Here is a 19,888-nt window from a genome sequence, read left to right as displayed (position 1 = left end):
ACGTCACAATTGAGTAGGCCAAGAGATGACACAAGAAAATATTAAGCTAAATAAGGTCAATGAAAATAAATCAGTACCAAGTAATGCAGCTACCGAGCATGAATTTATGGCTGACGTTAGCACTCAAAATAAACTAGCTAAGCATGCTATACAAGTGCATAAGTTTGGTGGCAGTTCATTAGCAACACCTCAGTGTATTAAACGCGCTCTTGAAATAATTCGTGAAAATTGTCAATTAAACGATATTGTTGTGGTTTCTGCTAATGGTAAAACTACCGACAGTTTATTTGCTGTTTATTCTCTAGTTGAGCAAGCTATTTCTGCACAATTAACACAAAAAAGCGATGAATTAACGCAAGCAATCGCTGAGTTATCGCAACAGCAAGGGCAATTAATTACTGAGCTATTAAATACTAAAAATACTAAACAGCTATTACAGCTACTAAAGAAAGATATTGAGCAATTAACTCTGTGGTTAGCGGGAGATATTGTTCAATACCACAATGATATTTTAGCTTTAGGTGAAGTGTGGTCAGCAAGATTACTGTCAGCACTACTTAATGAGCAAGTGTGTCCAAGTAATAGTATTGATGCGCGTGATTTTCTGGTTATTGATAATGAACAAAGCTGCGTAGTAGATACAGCGACAAGCGCTGCACAGCTAAGACAAAGACGTCAGTTTGGTAAATTAGCGGTAATCACTGGCTATATCAGTAAAGATATTCGTGGTAATAGCTGTACTTTGGGGCGAAATGGCAGTGATTACTCTGCCACTATTATTGCTTCTTTAGTCGCTGCGGGTAATGTGACCTTGTGGACAGATGTCGATGGCATTTATAGTGCTGATCCACGTGTGGTTCCTAGTGCTCGAAAACTCAATCGTTTACCCAATGGAGTAGCGAAAGAATTAGGCCGCTTAGGTAACCCTGTTTTGCACGCAAAAACTTTATTGCCGCTGATTAACCCTTTAAGTGAACATCATACTCACTTACATGTTGCTAGTAGCTTTGATGCACAAGTTAGTGGTACTGAAATTGGTAAGTTTGGTCAGATAGCTAAACAAGAATTATCAGTAACGTATTTGAACGATTTGTTGCTCGCACAATCAGTGAGTTTTATTGGCGAGGCGGCGGTCAAGGCGAAGGCAGAGTTTGCTCCTATATGTATGGATGACCAAAAAGGTTTCATGGTCATCACACAGACACAACAAAAATCGTTGAGTCAATGGTTGGCAAGCCATGACGTTGAAATTAGCTTTAAACCAGTCGCTATTATTGCAACCGTAGGCCATAGAGTAGCTGAACGTGGCGATATTCGAGCACGTTTTAAACGCTCACTAAAAAATGCAAAGCCATTAAACTTAGTTAGTAGCGATAATAATCATAGCGTTATAGCTATATTGCCAGAGCCCTGTTCAATCGAATTATTAAATACAGTGCACCATGAGATAACTAAAGATGCCCGCAACATAGGTTTAGTTGTTGCTGGTATGGGTAATATAGGTGAACGCTTTTTAGAGTTATTACCCACGCAACTTAATAAAGTATATGCTTTAGAAAACTTGCATCTTGTTGGTTTGCTTTCATCGAAAAAAGCCTTGATCAATAACGATGGTATTGATGTTAACCAAGCAACCTCATTATTTACTCAAGAAGCTCAAAGTTATGATAGTGAGCAGCTTCTTTCTTGGTTGACTCATCACCCATACGACGAATTAATTGTTGTTGATATTACCCCAAGTGAAGACTTTAGCTTATTGTATGAAAAGATTTTCGCTTTAGGTATTCATGTTATTGGAGCTAATAAATGGGCTGCTTCAAGTAGTACTGAGCATTATAATAATTTAGTCAATACTGCCGATAGCAATAATAGTATATGGTTAGGAAATACCACTGTAGGTGCTGGTTTACCTATCAACTACGCTATTGATGATTTACGTCAAAGTGGTGATAACATCAGCGAGTTATCAGGCATATTTTCAGGTACATTGTCTTGGTTGTTTGAAACATATGACGGTAGTTCCAAATTTTCAGAGCTGTTATTAAATGCCCTCGCACAAGGTATTACTGAGCCAGATCCTAGAGAAGATTTATCGGGTCGAGATGTACAGCGTAAATTATTAATTTTAGCGAGAAAGGCAGGTTTTGAATTAGCATTAGACGACATTGATTGTCAAAATTTAGTGCCTGAAGCTTTGCAGTCATTATCAACCAATGACTTTTTAGCTAGAGCGAATGAGTTAGATGAATATTTTGCCAATGCTTTATCTCAAGCGAACAGTAAAGATGCCTGCATTCGTTATGTGGCTCGTTTTCAGCATAATAATGTATCAGGTGTTAGTGCAAAGGTTAGTTTAGAGGTTTTGCCGCAGAGTGATGCTTTTGCCAATTTAACGCCTTGTGACAATATTTTTCAAATCAGTAGTCATTGGTACCAAGATAACCCATTAATTATTCGTGGCCCAGGTGCCGGTAGAGATGTCACTGCTGGCGGTTTACATTCTGATCTTGTGAAGGTGTGTCAGCAACTTGCTCATAAACAAAATCAAGTGAAAATTAAAGGCATAAACTAATTAATTGCTGCTGGGATTAATCTTATAAGTAAATAAAGTGTAATAACTATGATGAATAAGTTAATGAAATCAATTAATTTGTTCATCATGGTAACAGCCCTCTCTCTAACTATTGCTTTTAACTATTTTTACTAGCATGATAGTTCTTATTTATTCCCTTCAGCGATGCAATGGCTAAAGACTCACCAAACCAAACACATTACACTCGACAAATTAACCATTTGTTAGCAAAAGTTTACGGGCGAAGTGCTGTTAAAGACTCTATGTTAGATCGCGCTATCGACTACTTTGAGCAAGAAGAATTTCGAAAGTCAGATGAGAAGAAAACTACAGAAGGTTCTGCGCTTGAACAAATGCAACGTACAGAACGCCATTCGAGCTTATTGTCTATAGCACTCTTAATTATCGAACTGGCAGAAGGGGATAGTTACGCTGAAAACAACCGGAAATCCGCACAATTCCTTGGCACTATACAGCTGATTAGTCCTAGCGAAGGCAAGCGTGTTGCTATCACTAATGAGAAAAGTAAGTCGATATATAAAGCAGTATTATGCCTGCGTTTGCTTGACCGTTTAATTATTGATGGTCAAATGGTAGAGCCCTACATAAATAAATTTTTAACTGATGTTTCTCCTGAGCAATATATTGATTTTTCCAGCCACGATAGCCAAGCCCACCAGCGATTTTGCGCACAGGTAAAAATCCCACTGATTATGGCAGCGCTTTTACAAGATGTTGGCAATTACCACCCTAAAGCTCAAACAATACTTTTAGGAGGGGATGGTAAATTAGACCCTTTTCGTACATTAGAGATGAAAGAGCGAAAAGAACTGCTACAAATTAATTATCGTGAAACACTTAAATACCTTAGTGAAGGGGTTGGGTTACCGACTTTTGTTGGCAATACTAAGGCCGAACGGGATCAGTTTCTCGTCGACGAGCAAGGCAAACTTTCCTTTATCAAACAGCTATTAAAAAGTAGCGTTAATCCAAAGAATAGCATTGGTAATATTTTAAAAGTACCGCAAATTTATACTTCAATTATTTTGTCAACTAAAGCTAGTTATAATTACAAATTACTACCGAAAGTGTTTCAGGTGTTAAATAAAAATGCAGAGCTGGGCGCTTGTGCACAGAGTGTAGTTGATGCTTTTTATAAAATTACCGGCATGTTCCCGCAAGGTTTTGGTATTGTGTATATGCCGTTAGGAGATTTTGGTGAACAAGGTGATTGTTATGAATATGCTATTGTAAATAACCTATACCCAGAAAAACCTGAGCAACCTATTTGTCGTATGACCACACGTAAACTCACTTTTATAGGTTATGGTCAAAATAGTATTATAAAAAATAACAGTAACCTTTATTTCCCTCAAACGGCAAAGAAATTAGCTACCTTGAGTAAAGACAGATTAAACGAAATATTGGAGCTATTAAGCTCTAACTCGCAAGAACGTCAGGAATTAGATTTATTACCTCGTTGCTGGCATGCCAATGAATTTTTCTCGATAAAAGCAAATCAAAATTTGTGGAACAAAGCCGAATCATAAATTTCGCAACATTAGGTGATTATTAGATTTCTCAAAAGGAAGTGAATATATGGCAACTCAAGTAAAAAGCAAACGTATTGCTGCTATAGATTGGATGCGTGGTTTTGTGATGATCATTATGGTGCTTGATCACGTTTCAATGGTATATAACAGAGATCATTTGGCGAATGACTCTGCGGCTAATTACATTTTAGGCACAACACTACCAGCCTTTGAGTTTTTTAGCCGCTGGATTAGCCATATTTGTGCACCCGTCTTTGTCTTTTTAGCTGGCACTGCCTTAGCTATAAGTGTCGAGCGTAAGTTAGCTAAAGGCTTCGACAGCAAAGGAATTGATAAAGACATCTTGATTCGAGGCGCTTTTATTGCCTTGTTAGATCCAACCATTACCTCCTTTTTCGGTGGCAAACTTACTTTTCAAGTTCTCTATGCCATTGGCGTTGCTATGATGTTTATGGCCTTCTTTAGACGTCTATCAAGTACGCAATTGCTTGTTATTGCCATAGCCTGGATATTAGGTGGTGAATTAGTTACCGCACAGTTCTGGTTCGATGGCGGTCAAGAACAATCAATTATTGTTGGCTTGTTAATTGGTAAATATTCATCGGCAAACTTAAGTATTTCTTATGCATTAGTACCTTGGTTATCAGTGATGATATTAGGCTGGGTTTTTGGCCGTTATATTCTTGATTACGGTGATGGCAAGGTGTCTGTTAGTCCCGCTAAATTACTATTTGGTTTAGGCTTTTCTGCGTTGGCAGCTTTTGTCGCCATCCGTTATTTTAATGATTACGGTAATATGTTTCTATTAAAAGAAGATAACAGCTGGCAGCAATGGTTACATGTTAGTAAATATCCCCCATCAGCCAGTTTTATAATGCTGGAATTAGGACTAATGGCTGTGATATTGGCGTTAATGATTAAAGTTGAGCAGCGCATAGGTGTGCGCTCTAATGGTGTATTACTGGTTTTTGGCCAAACTTCTATGATGTTTTATTTAGTGCATAGAATATTCTTAACAGGAACCGGTACATTTGGCGGCATGAGGGATATAACTGATCTTTCAGGCGCTTATATTATTAGTGGCGCTATATTATTGGTGTTATACCCATTTTGTTTGTGGTATCGAGGTTTTAAAACTAAACACCCTGACTCCATTTGGCTGAAATATCTTTAGAACATACAAGTGGTAAAAAGTCAGTCATAGCAAAACTATGGCTGACTTTTGGTTTCTGTTTATAAATATAGTCATAGGTTACAAGCAGTAATGCTGGATCATTTTTGTTAATAACAGCTCTGTTTTATCAATTTCGCTATGGGCTAAAAACTCATTGGGTTGGTGAGCCTGATCAATAGAACCAGGGCCTAACACTATAGTTTGGCAGCCTAGTTGTTGAATATAAGGCGCTTCGGTTGCGTAGTTAACAGCACAGCACTTATGGCCACTAATCTCTTCTGCAATATCAATCAATGTACTGGGTTTCTTTTGCTCAAAGCTGGGTGAGCTTGGATGCATTTCTGCAAAGGTAATTCGGCCAGGGTAAAGTTCTGCTAAAGGTTTTAAAGCTTCGCTCAACCAATTAATCAATTCGTCATCACTCATGCCAGGTAAAGAGCGTAAATCAATATCTAGGTTACAGTGACCACAAATTCTATTGGCGTTATCACCGCCAGAAATTGCACCTAGATTTAAGGTTGGTGCAGTTACATCGAAGGCTTTATTTTCGTAATTGAGCTGAAATTTTTCTTTAAGCTCAATTAATTGACCTATAACCTTGTGCATTATCTCTATGGCATTAATGCCAAGGTTTGGTTTACTTGAATGGCCAGATTTACCTTCAACACTAATACGGTGAGACATATGACCTTTATGCATAACCACAGGGACCAAATTTGTAGGCTCACCAATAATGGCAACATCAGGCTTTATCGTTTGGCTTTTAGCAAAAAATCGTGCACCCGCCATGGTGGTTTCTTCATCTGCGGTAGCAAGAATGTATAAAGGTTTTTTAAGTTGTTCAGTGCTTATATTTTTACAAACTTGCAAAATGAAAGCAAAAAAACCTTTCATATCACAGGTACCTAAACCAAAAAATTTATCTCCTTGATTTAGTACTTTATGAGGGTCTGATTGCCAACTGTTTTCATCAAAGGGCACAGTATCACTGTGGCCTGCCAGCAACAATCCACCTTCACCACTACCTAACTTAGCAAGTAAATTAAACTTGTTGTCAGTATCAGGTACTGCTTGAATTTCAATAGTAAAACCTAGTTGCTCAAACCAAGTGGCCAACAGTTGAATAACGTCTTTATTGCCTTGATCCCAACTAGGTTGGGTAGAGCTAATGGAGGAGCAAGCAATTAACTGGCTTAAGCTTTGACTGAAATTAGGCAGTTTTGTCATATAGAACCTATGGTTTTTTAATAATATTGTAATAGTTATGCTGATAAGTTGCATAACTACCCATGCGATGTTACCTTAGCTCTATAGTGTAAATAACCTGCTTTAATAAGGCTACTTCAAAAATGACAAAGGCTATACCAGATTCGAATAACAGTATGCAAAAAGTGGCAATTATTGGCGCCAGTGGTTATGCGGGAGCAGAACTTGTTGGTTTGTTGTCTAAACATAGCCAAGCAGAAATTTGTCACTTGGTAGTCTCTGAAAATAGTAGCTCAGAAGGTAAATGTTTTAGTGAATTACATGGCCGTTTTCAGGGGATATGTGATTTACCATTGCAAGCGTTTTCAGCCAGCTGGTTTGATCAACATGCAGCTTATTTAGATGTGGTGTTTTTTGCCACACCACATGAATTTAGTGCTGATTGGGCGCAATCTTTTGTTGAAGCGGGTGTTAAGGTTTTTGATCTTTCTGGTGGTTTCAGATTAAAAAATGCTAATGACTACCCTAAATATTATGGTTTTGAACATGCTAATACCGATGCTTTAGTCACGGCCAAATATGGTTTAGCTGAATGGCAGCATGATGATATTGCTAATACTAACTTAGTTGCGGTACCTGGATGTTATCCAACGGCAAGTTTACTTTGCTTAAAGCCTTTAACGAGCAACAATTTAGTTGTAGATAATTCATTGGTTGTAGTGAATGGTATCAGTGGCGTTAGCGGTGCAGGCAGAAATGCCTCGTTAGCGACTAATTTTAATGAAGTGAGTTTAAAAGCTTATAACATTTTACAACACAGACATCAGCCAGAAATTTCACAAGAAGCTGCTCTTGAGGTGATTTTTAACCCGCATTTAGCACCTTATAAAAGAGGGCTATTAGCTACTGTAACTTTACAAGTTAAAAGTGGTGTTACTAATGAGCAAGTGCAACAGGCTTTTGAAAAGGCATATTCTGATAAACCTTTGGTAAGACTAGTTACTAATTGGCCAGAAATTGGCAATGTTGCCCACACCCCCTTTGCTGATGTGCACTGGAAACTTGATGAAGAGAAGCAGGTTGTTGTAGTGAGTTGTGCCATTGATAACTTATTAAAAGGTGCCGCTTCGCAAGCAGTGCAATGTTTTAATATTTCATTGGGTTTGGCCAGTGAGTATTCATTGTTAAATATATAGTCACATAGTTATAAGAGCCTATTAAGGTATAGAGAGAAATAAAGATGAGTCATTCTGCAGTAAAGCCATCAGTGAAACCATTAGTTATTAAAATTGGCGGTGCCATTCTTGAAAAAGAACCTGCCCTAAGTGCTTTGTTATGCGTCATTGCAAAACTTGAGAATAAACAAGTGGTGTTGGTACATGGTGGTGGCTGTGTGGTTGATGAAATGTTGGCACAAGCGGGTTTTACCACAGAGAAAAAACATGGCTTACGGGTTACCCCAAAAGAGCAAGTAGCATTAATCAGTGGCGCTCTCGCCGGCACGGTTAACAAAGCTATTGTTGCTACGGCCAATAGCATAGATTTAGCAGCGGTCGGTCTATCGCTAAATGATGGTGACATGATCAGTTGCACGTTATCGACGCAAGACCTAGGTCAGGTAGGAGTGCCACATACTAATAGCAGTAAGTTATTAGATGTTTTATTAACATCTAAATTTCTACCGGTAATTTCTTCAATTGGTGCATTAGATAATGGTGACTTAGTGAATGTTAATGCTGATGATGCAGCAGTGGCAATTTGTCAGCTGTTAAATGCAGAGTTATTGTTACTCACCGATGTGAATGGCGTTAAAGGAGCCGATGGCAAATATTTATCGTCACTTAATGAAGAGCAAGCTCAACAGCTTATTAAGCAAGGTGTTATTGCCGGTGGTATGACGGCAAAAGTAAATGCTGCCTTGCATGCCGCGCAACAATTACGACGAAGTATCGCGGTTGCCAGCTGGCAATCGCCTGAGCAAATCAGCCAATTACTTGATGGAAATGGCATTGGCACACAAATACAGCCAAATTAGCCTAAACGAAATATTGAGATAAAACCTTATGTCGACAGATAACACATTACAATCATTAAACAATTTTTTAGCTGATGACCAGCTAAACAAAGCGCAATTATTAGCATTAATCGAATTAGCGATTAATATCAAACAACATCCTAGCGATTATAGCCAAGCATTAGCGGGCAAATCAGTGGCGATGATTTTTGAAAAACCTTCTTTAAGAACACATGTTAGTTTTGACATGGGCATTAATAAATTAGGTGGTCATTCGCTCTACTTAGGTCAACAAAATGGCAAATTAGGTGAACGTGAGCGAGTTAGTGATTACGCAAAAAACTTATCTTGTTTTGCTGATCTTATTGTCGCTCGTGTTTTTAGCCATGATTCTATTCAAGGTTTAGCTGAACATGCCAGTATCCCGGTTATTAATGCTTTATGTGACGTTTATCACCCGTGCCAAGCACTTGCCGATTTTGTCACTTTAGCAGAAACCTACCCTGATTTAAGCCAAGTAAGACTCGCTTATGTCGGTGATGGCAACAATGTTTCTAACTCATTAATGATTATGGCGGCAATTCTAGGGGTAGATTTTACCTTAGTATCTCCTCAAGGCCATGAAGCGAAAGCAGAAATCATTGAAAAAACCAAGCAACTTGCCCAAGAGTCAGGCAGTAAATTGCACCTTACTAATGATATTAACGCTATTGGTAAACAAGACGTTATTTATACAGATACTTGGATTTCTATGGGTGATGAAGATGTCAGTAAAAAAGCGGAAATACTCGCTAAGTTTGCCCCGTATCAAGTTAATCATGCATTGATGGAAAAAGCACAGGCGAGCATGGTATTGCATTGCCAACCTGCGCACTTGGAAGAAGAAATAACAACGGAACTATTTGATAGTGAATTATCGAAAGTATTCCAACAGGCAGAAAACAGAATGTGGGCACAGAACGCCGTACTGGTCGCACTATTCACAAATTAACCATTGTTCTAACTGTTTGCTGCAATAGCTACGTCAAAAGTACTCACATACAAGAGTATGCTCCGTGCTTTTTTCTTGCTCTAGTAGCAAATAGCTTAACGAACATTGGCTAATTTAACAGTTTATAAAAATTAGTAATGAAAGAATATGAGTTAAGTTAGTAATGATACTAGCTAGTAACATTTAAAAAATTTAAGAGAGAACATCATGGCTTTAGCAAAGAAACAAATCAAAAAAGTAGTATTAGCGTATTCAGGTGGCTTAGATACCTCGGCTATCATTCCATGGTTAAAAGAAAACTATGATGGCTGTGAAGTTATCGCATTTTGCGCAGATGTTGGTCAAGGTGATGAAGAGCTGGAAGGTGTGAAAGAAAAAGCCCTTGCATCAGGCGCATCTGAATGTTATGTAGTTGATCTTAAAGAAGAGTACGTAAAAGAATATATTTACCCAATTTTAAAAACCGGCTCAGTGTACGAAGGTCAATATTTATTAGGCACTTCAATGGCCCGCCCTATTATCGCTAAGGCACACGTAGAGATTGCTCTTAAAGTTGGCGCTGATGCGGTTTGTCATGGTTGTACCGGTAAAGGTAATGACCAAGTACGTTTTGAGTCTTGTTTTGCTGCCCTAGCGCCAGAGCTTACCGTTATTGCGCCATGGCGTGAGTGGGATATGGTTTCACGTGAAGACTTGCTAGATTATTTAGCTGAGCGTGATATTCCTTGTGCAGCTTCATTAACTAAAATTTATAGCCGTGATGCTAACGCTTGGCACATCTCTCACGAAGGTGGTGAGTTAGAAGACCCATGGTGTGAACCATCAAAAGAAGTATGGACCATGACGGTTGATCCGATGGATGCACCCGATGTGCCAGAAAAAGTACAACTGAGCTTTCTTGAAGGCGAACTAGTATCTGTAGATGGTAACGATTTTTCTGATGCTGAAAATGGCGCCGGCGCTTATGATGCTTTGATGTACTTAAATGCAAAAGGTGCAGCACACGGTGTAGGTAGAATCGATATCGTTGAAAACCGTTTAGTGGGTATGAAATCACGTGGCTGTTATGAAACACCAGGTGGCACTATTTTAATGGCTGCATATAAAGGTTTAGAAACACTTATTCTCGATAAAGAATCACTTAAATATCGTGAATCAGTTGGTCTTGAGTTCTCACATGTTATTTATGATGGTCGTTGGTTCACACCACTGGCTAAAGCACAATTAGCTTCAGCAGCATCGTTTGCAGAAAAACTAACGGGCGACGTTGTTGTCAAGTTATACAAAGGCATGGCACAAGTGATTCAACGTCGCTCACCAAATAGCTTGTACTCAGAAGAGTTTGCTACTTTTGGTGCAGATGATGTTTATGACCAAAAACATGCCGAAGGTTTTATCCGTTTATTTAGCTTATCAAGCAGAATTACCGCGTTAAGTCAGAAAAGCAGCCTAAAAGATCAGGAGAAGTAATCATGGCTTTATGGGGTGGAAGGTTTAAAGAAAAGGCGAGTTTACAATTTAAGAAATTTAATGACTCACTGCCGGTAGATTATCGTATGGCTGTGCAGGATATTGTCGGTTCGATTGCCTGGGCACAAGCTATTCATGAAGTAGGTGTATTAAACGATGATGAGTTAGTGCGTTTAACCGCAGCACTTGAAGAATTAAAAGCCTCAGTCGAAGAAAATCCTAAACAGATTTTATTATCTGATGCCGAAGATATTCATAGCTGGGTAGAAATTCAGTTAATTGAAAAAACCGGTGATTTAGGTAAGAAGCTCCATACTGGTCGTAGTCGTAATGATCAGGTAGCAACCGATTTAAAGCTTTGGTGTAAAGAGACCGGCGGCGATTTATTATTTGCCCTAGTGAACTTACAACAAGCGATGATGAATTTGGCCGAACGTGAAAAAGATACTGTACTGCCTGGTTATACCCATTTACAACGTGCCCAGCCCATTACTTTTGGTCATTGGTGTTTAGCCTATGTAGAAATGTTTAATCGTGATATAGGACGTTTAAAAGATGCGCTTTATCGTTTAGATGTTTCACCACTCGGCTCTGGCGCCTTGGCAGGTACAGCCTACCCAATTGACAGAAATGCTTTAGCTAGTCGTTTAGGTTTTAGAACCGCAACCCTAAACAGCCTTGATGCTGTTTCTGATAGAGATCATGTGATTGAATTATTGGCATCAGCCAGTATTTCAATGATGCACCTATCACGTTTTGCTGAAGACTTAATCTTCTACAATTCAGGTGAAGCGGGTTTTGTCGAAATGAGCGACTTGGTTAGCTCTGGATCGTCGTTAATGCCGCAAAAGAAAAACCCGGATGCTTGTGAATTAATTCGTGGAAAGTCAGGGCGTGTTTTTGGTGCCTTAACGGGTATGTTAACCACAATGAAAGCGCTTGCTCTTGCTTATAACAAAGATATGCAAGAAGACAAAGAAGGTTTGTTTGACGCCCTTGATACTTGGCAAGAATGTATGGAAATGGCGGTGTTAGTCGCCGATGGTTTAAAAGTAAATAGATCACGTACCTTAGCCGCAGCACAGCAAGGGTATGCTAACGCCACTGAACTTGCTGATTACTTAGTCGGTAAGGATATTCCGTTCCGTGAAGCCCATCATATCGTTGGTGAAGTAGTCTTAGCTGCAATTGATAAAGGTGTGCCTTTAGAAGATTTAACCATCAGCCAATTACAAGACTTTAGCGATAAAATTGAACAAGATGTTTATCAACACCTTTCCATTGAGTCGACGCTTAATAAGCGTGAAGCGCTTGGTGGCACTTCACGGTCACAAGTTGAAAAAGCCTTAGCGACTACCCAGTCTGGTAATGAAGCTATTTTAAACGAACAAGTTGTTGGTGCGCCCGGAAAGCAAAGAATTCAAGTGGCACTTAAACAGGTTAAACAACGTTTGAATGCACAGCGTGCTGCAGCTATGTCGGTACGTCGCGCAAAAATGTCGGATGTTGATAGCATTTTTACGTTAGCCAATTTTTGGGCTGACAAAGGTGAAATCCTGCTACGTACACGTGATAATATTATTCATGATATTCAGAACTTTGTTGTGGCTGAGCTTGAGGGTAAAGTTGTCGGAATTGCCTCACTTTATATCTATCAAACAGGCCTAGCAGAGATTCGCTCGGTGGTGGTTGAGGAAAGTGCCCAGCAGCAAGGTCAAGGTGAAGCGCTGGTACAATATTTGTTAGAATTCGCCCATCAAATGGAGTTAGAACAAATTATTGTTTTGACTTATATTCCGAAATATTTTGAGCAACTTGGTTTTAACTTAATTGATAAAAGTTCACTAGCCGAAAATATTATTGAAGACAGTGAGCCTAGTCCACATAAAGATCCTGCTGATGAAGTAGCGATGGAATACATTGTTGGTCAAAGTAAGTAGTTAAAATAGAACAAGTTGAATAGAAGAATTAAAAGTATGAATAATAGTGATCAGAATTACGTAAAATGGTTTAGAAACGCAGCACCCTATATTAATGCCCATCGTGGAAAAACAGTGGTGCTTATGTTCGGTGGTGAAGCGGTGACTCACCCTAATTTTGCCAATATTATTCATGATATTTCGTTATTACGTAGCTTAGGAGTGAAATTGGTGGTGGTGCATGGAGCACGGCCACAAATTGAAGACCGTATGCAGCAGCGTGGTCTTGAAGATAACGTAGTAAATAATATTCGAGTAACTGATGCACAAACATTAGTTGCCGTTAAAGATGCCACTGGCTCATTACGTCTTCATATTGAGGCATTGCTGTCTACCGGTTTAGTTAATTCTCCAATGCACGGATCTCAAATTAGAGTGAGTACCGGTAACTTTGTTATTGCTAAGCCTATGGGTGTTCGTAATGGCGTGGATTATAAGTACACTGGAAGTGTCAGAAGAATTGACTCTGACGGCATCAATATGCAGCTAGATTATGGCTCAATCGTTTTGTTATCTCCCATTGGTTATTCTCCAACAGGTGAAGTGTTCAACTTGGCTCTTGAAGATGTAGCTACTCAAACCGCTATTGCACTTAAAGCCGATAAGCTTATCGCGCTTACTGAAGATGAAGGTCTTATTGATAAGTCGGGTGAACTAATTCGCAGTTGTAGTGTGCGTACCGTGAAAACTTTGCTTGATGAAAATGATTGCCATGTTCGTCAGTTATTGCTGCGCTCTATTATTCAAAGTGGTGAAAATGGTGTAGAACGTTGTCATTGTGTGAGCTATCAAAGTGATAGTGCCTTGTTGCAAGAACTGTTTACGCGCGATGGAGCAGGCACGCTTATTGCCAAGGACCATAAGGAGCTGATAGCTACCGCTACCATTGATGATGTTGCCGGAATTTTAGAACTAATACAGCCACTTGAGGAAGAGGGGGTTTTAGTTAAGCGCTCTCGAGAGTTGCTCGAAATGGAAATAGGCTGTTTCACTGTGCTTAAAAAGGAAGATGTCATCATTGCTTGTGCGGCTTTATATCCTTACCCAGAAGCAGAAACGGGTGAAGTTGCCTGTGTGGTTATTGACCCGGATTACCGTAAAGGTAACCGAGGTGAGAGGATCATAAGTGCTTTAGAGTTGAATGCTAAAAGTAAAGGCTTAACATCGTTGTTTTTATTAACAACTGTGAGTGGGCATTGGTTTAGGGAGCAGGGTTTTATCGAAATGCCCTTAGATAAACTACCTGAAGGTAAAAAGCAGATGTACAACTTTCAACGTAATTCAAAAGTCTTTATGAAAGATATTTAATCACACTTAAAGTAACATGTTCAAATAAAAACTTAAGCAGCTGGCATTCATAACTAGCTGCTTTTTTAGTTCTTGCAAATCTTGCGATGAGAAATTGTTATAAATAAAGCTAAAACAGCTCTTCTTGCGCTTCTTTTTGTTGACCACCAGATAATATCTCGCTGCTATTATCTTCTGTCACATATTCCGTTGGTACATTACCTAGACGAAAATACTCAAACTGACTCGTTTTATCTGTTTTAGTGGTTAGTTTTCCTGTTTTTTTATCAATACGTACAGAAACTATATCTACAGGTGGCTGAAATGCTATAACCTCAACATCCGCTAGGGCAACGCGCATAAATTCTATCCAGGCTGGTTGTGCCGATTTAGCGCCAAACTCTGTACCTGTGGTTTGATTCTTGCCCAAATTATTGTTATAAACTGTTTGGCCAAGCATGTGCCTTGGATCATCAAAACCTATCCAAGAGGTGGTGATTATATGACGGCTAAAGCCAGAAAACCATGCATCTTTCGCTTCGTTGGTAGTGCCTGTTTTACCAGCAATATCACGACGTTTTAAAGTTCTTGCGCGCCAACCAGTACCCTGCCAACCTGGGGTTGCTGACCAATCAGCGCCCCAAATAGCACTATTAAGTGCCTGTGTAATTAAAAAAGCATTTTGTGAGCTGATTACGCGAGTTGCCTGTTTAACATTAAAGGATTGCAACTCATCATTAGACTTAATTTGAGACTCACTTACTGATACAAGTTCTTCAAGTGCATTACCGCTATCTAATAAGTCTGCTTTTTGTTCAATGGTATCTAAATCACTAGTTTGAAGACAAGGATCACAAGCTAATGCAGGATTAGCTTGATAAATAACCTCTCCTTTACTGTTCTCTATTCGGTCAATTAAATAAGGCTTGACTAAAAAACCACCATTTGCAAATGTGGCAAAGCCAGTAGCAACCTCTAGTGGTGTTAATGACGCTGACCCAAGTGCCAGCGTTTCATTACGAGGTAGGTCACTAGCGTTAAAGCCAAAAGCTGTTAAATGCTTTACTGTATTGGCAACGCCGATACTTTGAAGTAATCGTACCGCAATAACATTTTTCGATTGCGCTAAACCTAAACGGACACGTAATGGACCAGCATACGTTTCAGGAGAGTTTCTAGGACGCCACACAATACCTGAACTTCTATCCCATTGATTAATCGGAGCATCGTTTACTAGTGAAGCAAGAGTAAAGCCATGTTCAAGTGCCGCAGAATAGATGAATGGTTTAATGTTGGAACCAACTTGGCGCTTAGCTTGAGTAACACGGTTAAATTGACTTTGTTTGAAACTAAAACCGCCAACTGCTGCTTTAATGGCACCATCATCGGGAGAAAGCGACACTATAGCGGCACTTGCTGTAGGGAGTTGTCCGAGACGATAGTTATTGTCAGGCATTTTACTGACTAAAATAATATCACCATAACTGAGTATATCACTTGCCGTTTTAGGTGGTATACCTTGCTTCTGATCGTTAATATAAGGGCGTGCCCAAGCTAACCCTTGCCACTTAATAGTAGCTGATTTTGCATTGCGTAGTTGAATCGTGACAGACTTTTCTGCAACAGCTGTAACTACAGCGGGTACAAGCATTTGATAATAATTAGCTGTTGAAAGTGCTTTTGTGATTTCATCTTGGCTAAGTGTAGTTGGCTGCTCTGACACAGGACTTGGACTAGTTACTACCTTGGCTCTTATTGAGCTTATAGGACCACGATAACCGTGACGTTGGTCATAATTCAAGAGGTTATTGACTAGTGCTTGTTCTGCAGCAGTCTGCAGTTTTGCGGTTACTGTGGTAAAAACCTTGTATCCTTCGGTATAGGTTTTATCTTTCCCATAACGTTGAAGCACTTTATTATGAGCCATTTCAGCTACGTAAGGAGCATTTAGTTCTATTTCAGCACCATGTTTTTTAGCTGTTATAGGTGCATTCTTTGCTGTTTGATGTTGTTGTTCGCTAATATAGCCACTGACAAACATGCGTTGTAAGACAACAGCTCGACGAGCTTTAGCTCGTTTGGGAGAACGGATTGGGTTGAGTGTTGAAGGTGCTTTAGGCAGGCCAGCTAAAACAGCTATTTGAGCAAGACTAAGTTCGGAAATATCTTTACCATAATAAACTTGTGCAGCGGCGCCAAAACCGAAAGATCTATGACCAAGTTCAATTTTATTAATGTATAACATTAATATCTCATCTTTGCTCAATAAGCTCTCAATATGAAAGGATAAGAATATCTCTCGAATTTTACGCGTGTAGGTCACTTCTCGGGTTAGAAAAAAGTTCCTAGCCACTTGCATTGTTATGGTACTAGCACCGCCTTTGTCTTGCCCCATTAACTTGCCTAACACCGCACGACCCATACCAATAGGGTCTACACCGAAATGCATATAAAAACGATCATCTTCGGTAGCAAGTAAAGCATCGATAAGTTGTTGTGGGACTTGCTCTAAAGATAAAGGTATCCGTTTCTTTTCACCGAACTGGGAAATAAGTAAACCGTCTAGGCTATAAACTTGTAATGGCGTTTGCCAATGCAAGTTTTTTAGTGACTCTACACTTGGCAATTCTGAGCGCATTGATAAGTATAAACTATAAACAGCGATTGAGGATAAAATTAGCAGTATCAGACTGACTTTTAATAATTTTTTGATAGAAAGCACAACAAAAGACCAATAAGTGGATAAAATTGTAAGATAATACTAGTATATCGTGTAAAAGCATGTAATAAATGTATTTATGCGTATTTTACGTCTAAAATAATTACAAAAATAAAATTGTAGGTCGTTTATGCTAGACAAACTATGGAAAAAGAAAACCTCAATGATGGTTGGGATCGATATCGGTTCTCATTCCGCCAAAGCCGTTTTGTTGAGTCAAGGAAATGATAGGCTTGTAGTAGAAGACTTTGCAATTGAACCTATGCCACGTGGTTCAGTTGTGGACCGCGAGATTCAAGATATTGAAGCGGTGGGAATTGTTATCGCAAAACTCCGTAAAAAAATTTCAACTAATGCAACAGAGGCAGCAGCTGCTGTGTCAGGCCAGACCGTTATTACGAAAGTAATATATATGGATGTCGCATTGACAGAAGATGAGCTCGCTAGTCAAATTGAAATTGAAGCCGATAGCCTCATCCCATTCCCATTAGATGAAGTTAGTTTAGATTTCGAGACTTTAGATGTAAATGAATCGGATCCGAGTAAAGTGAATGTTTTACTTAGTGCTGCGCGTACAGAGTCCATTGAAGCGCGAGTAGCCGCTTTAGATGCAGGTGATTTTCATGCCAAAGTGATTGATGTTGAATCATATGCCGTTGGGCGATCTTACGATCTTTGTTTATCGCAATTACCTGATGATGCAAAAGATAAAATCGTTGCCATAGTGGATATCGGTTCAACTGTGACACTTTTTTCAGCGACTGATGCGGGTAAACATATCTATAGTCGAGATCAAATGTTTGGCGGCGAACAATATACTCGTTCGATTGTTTCATATTATAATAAATCTTTTGAACAAGCTGAAGAAGCTAAGACTACTAACGATTTGCCACCAAATTATACTTTTGAAGTATTAGCACCATTTCACACTGTGCTGATGCAGCAAATAAGACGTGCTATTCAAATGTTTTTAACCACTAGCGGCCAAGAAAAAGTTGATTATTTGTTAATTTCTGGTGGCACAGCCGCATTGGAAGGGCTCGAAACTTTGCTGACTGAAGAATTAGGTATACATACTGTTATTGCTAATCCTTTTAATGATATGTCATTCAGTGACTCTGTTGATCAGGAAGAGCTTGGCAATGTAGCCCCTCAGCTAATGGTAGCGACCGGTTTGGCTTTAAGGAGTTTTTCGCCATGGCATATATAAACCTTCTACCTTGGCGTGAAGCAGCACTCAAGGCTCAACAAAAAGAGTACTTTACGATATTAGGCGCTGTAGGCACTATCGCTCTAGCTCTGGTTTTATCAACTAATTTTTATTACGACACTCGTGTTAATGGACAAAACACTAAAAATCAATATTTAAAAAATGAAATATCACAACTTGATATTCAAATTACCGAAATACAAAACTTAAACGCTAAAAAGGCGGCTCTACAAAAGAGAATTAATGTTGTTGAGCAATTGCAGCGTAGCCGTAATGTAGGAACGCAAGTACTTGATGAAATAGCTAAGATAATCCCTAATGGTATTTATATAATAGAGTTAGAGAAACAAGGTAATACCCTACAGGTTACGGGAAAAAGTGAATCGAATAATCACTTAGCGAACATGATTAGAGCGGTGGAATTATCAGATTTATTTGTTGGTGCTACACCTGAGTCTATTACCGCTGATGATGGTTCACCGAAATTACTGAGCAGTTTTAAAATGAAAGTTAAAATAAAAGGCTTAGTAAATGACGCTACAGTTAATAGAGGGAGCAAATGATGAAGTTCGATGCATCCCAGTTTGATAATCTTGAACTTGATAATATAGGTCAGTGGCCTGCCGCTGCAAAATTATTGTTAGCTATTTTTTTAGCGGTAACTGTGGGGTTTTTAGGTTATATGGGCTTGATTAGTGATCAAGTAAAAAAGCTTGAAGGCGCTTTCGCTGAAGAAATTACTTTAAAGCAATCTTACCGTACCAAATATCATGTTGCGGCAAATTTAGATTTATTTCGCGCGCAGATGGTAGAAGCAGAAGATACTTTTGCTAACCAGCTTCGAAGCTTACCAAATAGTCATGAAATTCCAGGGCTCTTAGATGATATAACTTTTGTTGGTACCACAAGTGGTCTTGATTTTGTTAAATTAGAATGGCAACCAGAAATCAGTAAAGAGATCTATATTGAATTACCAATTGATATTGAAGTAATAGGTCCATACCATTCATTTGGTCAGTTTGTGAGTAAAATTGCTGGTCTTCCAAGGATTGTAACATTGCATGATTTTAAAATTAAAATTGAGAAAGGTGACAATGAGACATTAAACTTGAAGTTGCAAGCTAAGACCTACCGTTATCAAGAGGGGGGTGTTCAATGATAATACAGAATTCTACTTATAAGTCAGTTAAAGTATTTGGGGTGATATCGCTAGCTCTATTATCAGGATGTTTCGATGATACTACTGAAATAAAAGCACATATGGCTCAGGTTAAAGCAACAACAACTAACTACATTGATCCCATGCCTGAGGTAAATCCATTTATTCATATAGCTTATTCTGCTGATGATTTACGTAGCCCGTTTGTACTACCAAAACCTGAGGCTATTCAACAAAAAATGCAACAAATGGCCGGATGTCTCAGCCCTGATACTAATCGTCGTAAGCAACCGTTAGAAAAATATGCTTTAAGTGACTTAATAATGCGTGGCACCTTAGGTGACGCAAGCATGCTCTGGGCTTTACTAGAAGCATCAGATTTAAGTTTACATAGAGTTGCTGTTGGTAACTATATTGGCTTATACAATGGCCGTATCACACAAGTGAGTGCAAAAACTGTGAAAATAATTGAATTAGCCCCAGATGGTGCCGGATGCTGGGCAGAACGAGAAGCAAAATTGAATATCGTACAATCTGAAGAGTCAAATAAGTAA

General features: G+C 39.0%; 15 protein-coding genes. 13 read left to right on the top strand and 2 right to left on the bottom strand.

Annotated elements, in window-relative coordinates; genetic code table 11:
• Positions 1-25: 25 nt before the first annotated feature.
• From metL to GAB14E_RS04515, 3 genes are all read left to right on the top strand, one after another.
• Positions 26-2,572, top strand: coding sequence for a bifunctional aspartate kinase/homoserine dehydrogenase II (gene metL / locus GAB14E_RS04505; RefSeq protein WP_033083790.1), 2,547 nt, complete (start codon positions 26-28; stop codon positions 2,570-2,572).
• Positions 2,573-2,742: 170 nt separating this feature from the next.
• Positions 2,743-4,122: a hypothetical protein gene (locus GAB14E_RS04510; RefSeq protein ID WP_033083789.1), complete on the top strand. Its 1,380-nt coding sequence runs from the start codon at positions 2,743-2,745 to the stop codon at positions 4,120-4,122.
• A gap of 49 nt (positions 4,123-4,171) precedes the next feature.
• The gene (locus tag GAB14E_RS04515; RefSeq protein ID WP_033083788.1) at positions 4,172-5,299 is read left to right on the top strand and encodes a DUF1624 domain-containing protein; all 1,128 of its coding nucleotides are present in this window, start codon (positions 4,172-4,174) and stop codon (positions 5,297-5,299) included.
• Positions 5,300-5,377: 78 nt separating this feature from the next.
• On the opposite strand, the gene argE is transcribed toward GAB14E_RS04515, so the two are convergent.
• Complete coding sequence (gene argE / locus GAB14E_RS04520) at positions 5,378-6,526, bottom strand: acetylornithine deacetylase (protein WP_081967882.1); 1,149 nt, start codon at positions 6,524-6,526, stop codon at positions 5,378-5,380.
• Positions 6,527-6,681: 155 nt separating this feature from the next.
• Between argE and argC the strand changes: the two genes are divergently transcribed.
• The 6 genes from argC (at position 6,682) to argA (ending at position 14,267) form a co-directional block, all read left to right on the top strand.
• Positions 6,682-7,701 (top strand): N-acetyl-gamma-glutamyl-phosphate reductase, encoded by a 1,020-nt coding sequence (argC, locus tag GAB14E_RS04525; RefSeq protein WP_033083859.1) that lies wholly within the window; start codon positions 6,682-6,684, stop codon positions 7,699-7,701.
• A gap of 44 nt (positions 7,702-7,745) precedes the next feature.
• Positions 7,746-8,540, top strand: coding sequence for an acetylglutamate kinase (gene argB, locus GAB14E_RS04530; RefSeq protein ID WP_033083787.1), 795 nt, complete (start codon positions 7,746-7,748; stop codon positions 8,538-8,540).
• A 28-nt stretch (positions 8,541-8,568) separates the two neighbouring features.
• Positions 8,569-9,510, top strand: a complete 942-nt coding sequence (locus GAB14E_RS04535; protein ID WP_033083786.1) for an ornithine carbamoyltransferase — start codon at positions 8,569-8,571, stop codon at positions 9,508-9,510.
• Between the two features lie 207 nt (positions 9,511-9,717).
• A complete protein-coding gene (locus GAB14E_RS04540; protein ID WP_033083785.1) occupies positions 9,718-10,980 on the top strand; it encodes an argininosuccinate synthase in 1,263 nt (420 codons plus the stop codon).
• Positions 10,981-10,982: 2 nt separating this feature from the next.
• Positions 10,983-12,920 (top strand): argininosuccinate lyase, encoded by a 1,938-nt coding sequence (gene argH, locus GAB14E_RS04545; RefSeq protein WP_033083784.1) that lies wholly within the window; start codon positions 10,983-10,985, stop codon positions 12,918-12,920.
• 36 nt (positions 12,921-12,956) lie between these two features.
• Positions 12,957-14,267, top strand: coding sequence for an amino-acid N-acetyltransferase (argA, locus tag GAB14E_RS04550; RefSeq protein ID WP_033083783.1), 1,311 nt, complete (start codon positions 12,957-12,959; stop codon positions 14,265-14,267).
• 109 nt (positions 14,268-14,376) lie between these two features.
• Here the strand turns inward: argA and GAB14E_RS04555 are convergent, their stop codons facing one another.
• Positions 14,377-16,968, bottom strand: a complete 2,592-nt coding sequence (locus GAB14E_RS04555; RefSeq protein WP_033083782.1) for a penicillin-binding protein 1A — start codon at positions 16,966-16,968, stop codon at positions 14,377-14,379.
• A 127-nt stretch (positions 16,969-17,095) separates the two neighbouring features.
• Between GAB14E_RS04555 and GAB14E_RS04560 the strand changes: the two genes are divergently transcribed.
• The 4 genes from GAB14E_RS04560 to GAB14E_RS04575 are packed head-to-tail and all read left to right on the top strand — an operon-like array spanning position 17,096 to position 19,888.
• On the top strand, positions 17,096-18,175 hold the full coding sequence (locus GAB14E_RS04560) for a pilus assembly protein PilM (protein ID WP_033083781.1): 1,080 nt from the start codon (positions 17,096-17,098) through the stop codon (positions 18,173-18,175).
• A complete protein-coding gene (locus GAB14E_RS04565; protein WP_033083780.1) occupies positions 18,163-18,738 on the top strand; it encodes a PilN domain-containing protein in 576 nt (191 codons plus the stop codon). Before GAB14E_RS04560 ends, GAB14E_RS04565 begins: the two co-directional genes overlap by 13 nt.
• Positions 18,738-19,334 (top strand): type IV pilus inner membrane component PilO, encoded by a 597-nt coding sequence (locus GAB14E_RS04570; RefSeq protein WP_033083779.1) that lies wholly within the window; start codon positions 18,738-18,740, stop codon positions 19,332-19,334. The genes GAB14E_RS04565 and GAB14E_RS04570 overlap by 1 nt, the downstream gene beginning before the upstream one ends.
• Positions 19,331-19,888 carry a pilus assembly protein PilP gene (locus GAB14E_RS04575; protein WP_033083778.1) on the top strand — a complete coding sequence of 186 codons (558 nt, stop codon included), beginning with the start codon at positions 19,331-19,333 and terminating at the stop codon, positions 19,886-19,888. The genes GAB14E_RS04570 and GAB14E_RS04575 overlap by 4 nt, the downstream gene beginning before the upstream one ends.

Source organism: Colwellia psychrerythraea (genome assembly GCF_000764185.1).
In the GTDB taxonomy this organism is placed as follows: Bacteria; Pseudomonadota; Gammaproteobacteria; order Enterobacterales; family Alteromonadaceae; genus Colwellia; species Colwellia psychrerythraea_B.
This window is presented reverse-complemented; position numbering and strand designations above follow the sequence as displayed.